The organism is Clostridioides sp. ZZV14-6153 (assembly GCF_020657855.1).
Taxonomy (GTDB): Bacteria; Bacillota; Clostridia; order Peptostreptococcales; family Peptostreptococcaceae; genus Clostridioides.
Window position 1 is genome coordinate 1 of record NZ_JAGWCZ010000075.1, and the last position, 404, is coordinate 404.

Annotated in this window: 1 protein-coding gene; it reads left to right on the forward strand. The window is 30.9% G+C overall.

The genetic code is table 11. From position 1 onward, the window contains the following. Nucleotides 1-28: 28 nt before the first annotated feature. Nucleotides 29-404: ABC transporter permease subunit (locus KGF46_RS19790; RefSeq protein ID WP_413841414.1), on the forward strand; the 376-nt coding region annotated here is incomplete at its 3' end.

Consider the following 404-nt stretch of genomic DNA (forward strand, 5'->3'; position numbering starts at 1 on the left):
AAAATATTTTCAAAGGAGTGTTTTATTTATGTCAGGTATTATATCTGTAATGACGCAAAGTTTAATTTTATCAATCATGGCACTGGGGGTTTATATAACTTACAAAATCTTAGATTTTCCCGATATGTCTGCTGATGGTAGCTACACAATGGGAGCTTCTATTGTAGCCTTTTCTCTTACTAATGGGATTTCTCCTGTAGTAGCAACTTTAATGGCTATTTTATGTGGTTGTATTGCTGGTCTTGTAACTGGTATACTTCACATTAAATTTAAAATATCTAACTTACTTTCTGGTATTTTAGTTATGGGAATGCTCTACTCTATCAACTTAAGAATAATGGGAAAATCAAATATCCCACTATTTAGTTTTAAACATTTATTCAATGGAGAAATATCTCCTATAG